This window comes from bacterium (assembly GCA_035528375.1).
Lineage (GTDB): Bacteria > RBG-13-66-14 > RBG-13-66-14 > RBG-13-66-14 > RBG-13-66-14 > RBG-13-66-14.
The window spans coordinates 1-5,244 of sequence record DATKYS010000117.1; the positions used below are offsets into that span (position 1 = coordinate 1).

Here is a 5,244-nt window from a genome sequence, read left to right on the forward strand (position 1 = left end):
TGGGGGGAGGGCCGGGGTGGGGGGTGTTCTCCCCCTCTCCCCGTGGGAGAGGGTCGGGGTGAGGGCTTCCTTTGATAAAAGGTGGATTATGCGTACACTGGTAATTCTGCTGGCTTTGCTGGCGGTCGCCGGGCTGGCCGAGCAGCCCGCCATCGCCATCGTGGACTTCGAGGCGGTGAACTGCGACGAGGGCATCGCCAAGGCGGTGGGCGAGATCATGCGCACCGAAATCATCGCCACCGGCCGCTTTCGGGTCATCGAGCGGGCGCAACTCGCCAAAATCATAGAGGAGCATTCCTTCCAGTTGTCGGGGATGGTGGACGCGAGCACCATTGCAGAGTTCGGCAAGCTGGTGGGGGCGGACTACGTGGCGGTGGGGAGTGTGAGCCGCCTGGCGGGCACCTACACCGTGGCGGTGCGCTACATTGACGTGGAGACGGCGGAGGCGGCGCTGGGGCGGACGGAGACGGCCGACGGCGAGGGGATGCTGCCAGACGTGTGCCGCAGGCTGGCCGCGGCGCTTACCGGCCTGCCGTACAGCGGGACCTCGGGCGGCGGCTACACATCGGGCACCTCCGACGCGGGCCGCATCGCCTTTTCCTCCTTGCGCGACGGAAGCTTTGAAATCTCCGTGATGGACGCCGACGGGCGCAACCAGACCAAGTTGACCAGCAACGATAACCACGACTGGTCTCCCGCCTGGTGCCCGGTGGAGTAGGACTTTTCCTCCCCCCTCTGGGGGGAGGGCAGGGAGGGGGGTGCCCCCCCTGGGGAGAGGACCGGGGTGAGGGTTGCCCCAAACCCGCGATGGCTAAGGACGAGCGCATCGGAACGGTTCAGGTCTACACCGGCGACGGCAAGGGTAAAACCACCGCCGCGCTGGGACAGGCGCTCCGGGCGTGGGGCCACGGGCGCAGAATCCTGGTCATCCAATTCATGAAGGGCCGCATCAACTACGGCGAACTCGAGGCCGCCGAAAGGCTCGACGGCTTCGACATCGTCCAGGCCGGCCGGGAGACCTTCGTCTCCAAGGAACACCCGGACCCCGAGGACGTGCGTCTGGCCCGCGAGGGCTGGGCGCTGCTCCGGGAGCGGGTGGCCTCCGGCGCCTACGACATGATCGTCGCCGACGAGCTCAACGTGGCGGTGGATTACGGCCTGGTTGCGCTGGAAGAGGTGCTGGAAATGATGCGTTCCAAACCGCCGGAGCTGGAGCTGGTCATCACCGGCCGCTACGCCCGCCCGGAGGTCATCGTCCTCGCCGACCTGGTCTCCGAGGTTTTGGAAATAAAGCACCCCTATCAGGCCGGGATGGACGCCCGGGAGGGCGTCGAGTACTGATGCCGCGAGAGATGGACCTCCAGGAGCTGCTGGAAAGGTTTTCCGCCGGGCAGGACGCGGCCCTGGCCCGGACCATCTCGGTCATCGAGGACGAGCGCGACGGCTACGAGAGGCTGCTCCACGCGCTGTACCCCCTCTCCCGGTACCGGATGCGTCTGGGAGTCACCGGCCCCCCCGGCGCCGGCAAGTCAACGCTGGTCGGCCGGCTGGCCGCCAGAATCGCCCGGGGCGGCGAGACGGTGGGCATCATCGCCGTGGACCCCACCAGCCCGTTCACCGGCGGCGCCCTCCTGGGGGACCGGATACGCATGGACGACGTCGGCAACATACCCGGCGTCTTCATCCGCTCCATGGGCACCCGGGGGTCCCTGGGCGGCCTCTCCCGATCCACGCGGGAGGTCGCCATGGCCATGGACGCCTTCGGCAAGGACCGGATAATCATCGAGACGGTGGGGGTGGGGCAGTCGGAGCTGGACATCGCCGGCGCCGCCGACACCACCGTCGTGGTCCTGGTCCCGGAGTCGGGCGACGGCGTCCAGGCGATGAAGGCGGGGCTCCTGGAAATCGCCGACGTCATCGTCATCAACAAGGCGGACCGCGAGGGGGCCAAGAGGATTCTCCGTGAAATCTCCGCCATGCTGGAGCTCAAGCCCGCCGGCGTGGACGACTGGCGCGTGCCCGTGCTGGAGACCGTCGCCCGGGACGACGTCGGCGTGGAGGAGGTCCTGCGCGCCGTGGACGACCACCGGCACCACATGGAGTCCAGCGGCCTGGCCGAGGAGCGCCGCCGCAACCGCGCCCACGGGGAGCTCCGTGAAATACTCGAACACGAGATACTGGAGCAGGTCCTGGGCTCCGACGGGTTCGAAAAAAACCTCGACGACGCCGTCGAGCGCATCATGACCAGCCGCTCCACCCCCTACCACGAGGCGGAGCAGATAATCGCGAGATTGAATGTAGATCGGCTGAACCTGAACTGAAAACCCCACCACGAAAGGTGCGGAAATGCTCTACAACTGGGTTCCGGAGCAGCAGGAGGTACGGGACAGGGTAAAGGCGTTCTGCGAGGAGCACGTGGTTCCCTTTTCGCAAGCCTGGGACCGCCGGCCCCCAGAGTTCCCCGAGGAGATTTTCCAGAAAATGGCGAAGGAAGGCTTCGTCGGCTTCCCCAGCTCCAAGGAGTACGGCGGGCGGGGCGAGTCCAAAATCCGCTACGCCACCCTGATCGAGGAGATGAGCAAGTACGACGGCGCCGTTGGCATCGTGATGGCCGTGGCGGTCCTGGCCTCCTACCCCATCGAGAAGTACGGCACCGAGGAGCAGAAGCGGAAGTACCTTCCACCGATGGCACGGGGCGAGGTCAAAGGCGCCTTTTCCCTCACCGAGCCCGAGGCCGGCTCCGACGCCGCCAACCAACAGACGCGCGCGGTGGATAAAGGTGATCACTACCTGGTCAACGGTGAGAAGATCTTCACCCAATCGGGCAACGTGGCGGATGTATTCGTATTGATCTGCCGGATCATGGAGAGCGAAGACCAGCCGCTGGAAAAAGGCAAGGTCAGTGCTCTGATCTTCGATGATATAAACGATCCTGGTTTCACCGCCGAGATGATCGAGCACAAGATGGGTATCCGGACGGCCACCACCGGTCATCTCTGGTTCAAGGACGTGAAAATCCCCAAGGAAAACCTGCTGGGCCCGGTGGGCAAGGGCTTCCGCATAGCCTTGAGCACACTGGACTCGGCCCGTATCGGCGTGGCGGCCCAGGCCTTAGGCATTGCCCAGCGCGCCTTCGATGAATCGGTGGCCTACGCCAAGAAGCGGGTCCAGTTCGGCAAGCCCATCGGCATGTTCCAGGCGATTCAGTGGATGGTCGCGGACATGGCCACCCGCATAGACGCAGCGCGTCTGTTGACCTACCGCGCCGCTCAGCTTGAGGACCAGGGAGATGTGAGGTACTCCCGCGAGGCCGCCATGGCCAAGCTATTCGCCTCGGAGACCGCCACCTTCTGCGCCGACTGCGCCATGCAGATCCACGGAGGATACGGCTACTGTGGCGAATTCTCCGACATCGAGCACATCTACCGCGACGCCCGCATCACGCGCATCTACGAGGGAACCAGCGAGGTCCAACGTATGGTCATCGGCTTATCATACCTGCGGTGACACGGCGGCGTCCGACAAGCGTTAAAAAAAGTGAAGGGGAGTTTATGGGGGTAAAAGAGGAAACCCGCCGCGGGGACGAGACTGCGGAGTGGAAGGAAAGAATCGCCGGGCAGCCCGAGCGCGACGTCCTCTTCGAGACGGTCAGCGGTCGGCCCATCAAGCCCATGTACACCCCCGACGACCTGGGCGACTTCGATTACGCCGAGAAGCTGGGCGTCCCCGGGAAGCCGCCCTACACCCGGGGCGTGCAGGACAACATGTACCGGGGGCGGCTCTGGACCATGCGCCAGTTCTCCGGCTTCGGCTCCGCCGAGGACACCAACGCCCGGTACAAGTATCTCCTCGGGCAGGGGCAGACCGGCCTCTCCGTCGCCTTCGACCTGCCCACCATCATGGGCTACGACTCGGACCACACCCGAGCCGAGGGGGAGGTCGGCCGCTGCGGCGTGGCCATCAGCTCCCTGGCCGACATGGAAGTCCTCTTCGACGGCATCGCCCTGGACAAGGTCTCGACCTCGATGACCATCAACGCCCCGGCCTCGCTCCTTTTGGCCTACTACATCGTGGTTGGCGAAAAGCAGGGTGTGGACTCCAAGGTCCTGCGCGGCACCATTCAGAACGACATCCTCAAGGAGTACATCGCCCAGAAGACATGGATCTTCCCGCCCGAGCCGTCCATGCGGCTGATTACCGACGTCTTCGCCTTCTGCGCCGACCATGTCCCCAAGTGGAACACCATCTCCATCTCGGGGTATCACATCCGCGAGGCGGGCTCCACGGCGGTGCAGGAGCTGGCGTTCACCCTGGCTGACGGCTTCGCGTACGTGGAGGCGGGGATAGCGGTCGGTCTGGACGTGGACGTGTTCGCGCCGCGGCTGTCGCTCTTCTTCAACGCCCACCTGGACTTCTTCGAGGAGATAGCCAAGTACCGGGCGGCGCGCCGCATCTGGGCCCGACACATGCGCGAGAAGTACCACGCCAAGGACCCCCGCTCCTGGCTCATGCGCTTCCACACCCAGACCGCCGGGTGCAGCCTCACCGCCCAGCAGCCCGAGAACAACATCGTCCGCACCGCCCTGGAGGCCCTGGCCGGCGTCCTCGGCGGAACGCAGTCCCTCCACACCAACTCCATGGACGAGACCCTGGCCCTGCCCTCGGAAAAGGCCGTCACCATCGCCCTGCGCACCCAGCAGATAATCGCCGAGGAGTCCGGGGTGGCCAACACCATTGACCCCCTGGCCGGGAGCTACTTCGTCGAGGCGCTCACCGACGAGATGGAGCGGGAGACAGAGGAGTATTTTGCGAAAATCGAGGAGCTGGGCGGCGTGCTCAAGGCCATTGACCTCGGCTTCTTCCAGCAGGAAATCGCCGACGCCGCCTTCGAGTTCCAGCGCAAAATCGAGAAGAAGCAGCGGACGGTCATCGGGGTCAACAAGCACGTCATCCCCGACGAAGAGATCGCCATAGACATCCTGAAGATAGACCCCGAGGTGGACCGGATTCAGCGGGAGCGGCTGGGCCGCGTCCGGTCGGAGCGCAACCCTGATGAGGTCGAGAAGGCGCTGGATGGATTACGCCGGGCGGCGCGGGACGGCTCGAACACCATGCCCCACTTCTTGAATTGCGCGCGGGTCTACGCCACCCTGGGCGAGACCCTGGGCGTGTTGCGTGAGGAGTTCGGCGAGTACAAGGAGCCGCCGATATTCTAGCCCCCTCCCCCCTCTGGGGGGAGGGTAG

General features: G+C 65.3%; 5 protein-coding genes. All 5 read left to right on the forward strand.

What is annotated here, in order from left to right:
- Positions 1 to 88: 88 nt before the first annotated feature.
- The 5 genes from VM054_09245 to VM054_09265 all read left to right on the forward strand — a co-directional run bounded on the left by VM054_09245 (position 89) and on the right by VM054_09265 (position 5,216).
- Positions 89 to 718 (forward strand): CsgG/HfaB family protein, encoded by a 630-nt coding sequence (locus VM054_09245; GenBank protein ID HUT99246.1) that lies wholly within the window; start codon positions 89 to 91, stop codon positions 716 to 718.
- A gap of 89 nt (positions 719 to 807) precedes the next feature.
- Positions 808 to 1,341: a cob(I)yrinic acid a,c-diamide adenosyltransferase gene (gene cobO / locus VM054_09250; GenBank protein ID HUT99247.1), complete on the forward strand. Its 534-nt coding sequence runs from the start codon at positions 808 to 810 to the stop codon at positions 1,339 to 1,341.
- Positions 1,341 to 2,321, forward strand: coding sequence for a methylmalonyl Co-A mutase-associated GTPase MeaB (gene meaB, locus VM054_09255; protein ID HUT99248.1), 981 nt, complete (start codon positions 1,341 to 1,343; stop codon positions 2,319 to 2,321). Before cobO ends, meaB begins: the two co-directional genes overlap by 1 nt.
- A 25-nt stretch (positions 2,322 to 2,346) precedes the next feature.
- Positions 2,347 to 3,507: an acyl-CoA dehydrogenase family protein gene (locus tag VM054_09260; GenBank protein ID HUT99249.1), complete on the forward strand. Its 1,161-nt coding sequence runs from the start codon at positions 2,347 to 2,349 to the stop codon at positions 3,505 to 3,507.
- Between the two features lie 44 nt (positions 3,508 to 3,551).
- A complete protein-coding gene (locus VM054_09265; protein HUT99250.1) occupies positions 3,552 to 5,216 on the forward strand; it encodes a methylmalonyl-CoA mutase family protein in 1,665 nt (554 codons plus the stop codon).
- The last annotated feature ends 28 nt before the right edge of the window (positions 5,217 to 5,244 follow it).

Bases quoted from the DNA above. Each gene is read 5' to 3' on its own strand.
- VM054_09245 (HUT99246.1), top strand. From the start codon at position 89: ATGCGTACACTGGTAATTCTGCTGGCTTTGCTGGCGGTCGCCGGGCTG.
- cobO (HUT99247.1), top strand. From the start codon at position 808: ATGGCTAAGGACGAGCGCATCGGAACGGTTCAGGTCTACACCGGCGAC.
- meaB (HUT99248.1), top strand. From the start codon at position 1,341: ATGCCGCGAGAGATGGACCTCCAGGAGCTGCTGGAAAGGTTTTCCGCC.
- VM054_09260 (HUT99249.1), top strand. From the start codon at position 2,347: ATGCTCTACAACTGGGTTCCGGAGCAGCAGGAGGTACGGGACAGGGTA.
- VM054_09265 (HUT99250.1), top strand. From the start codon at position 3,552: ATGGGGGTAAAAGAGGAAACCCGCCGCGGGGACGAGACTGCGGAGTGG.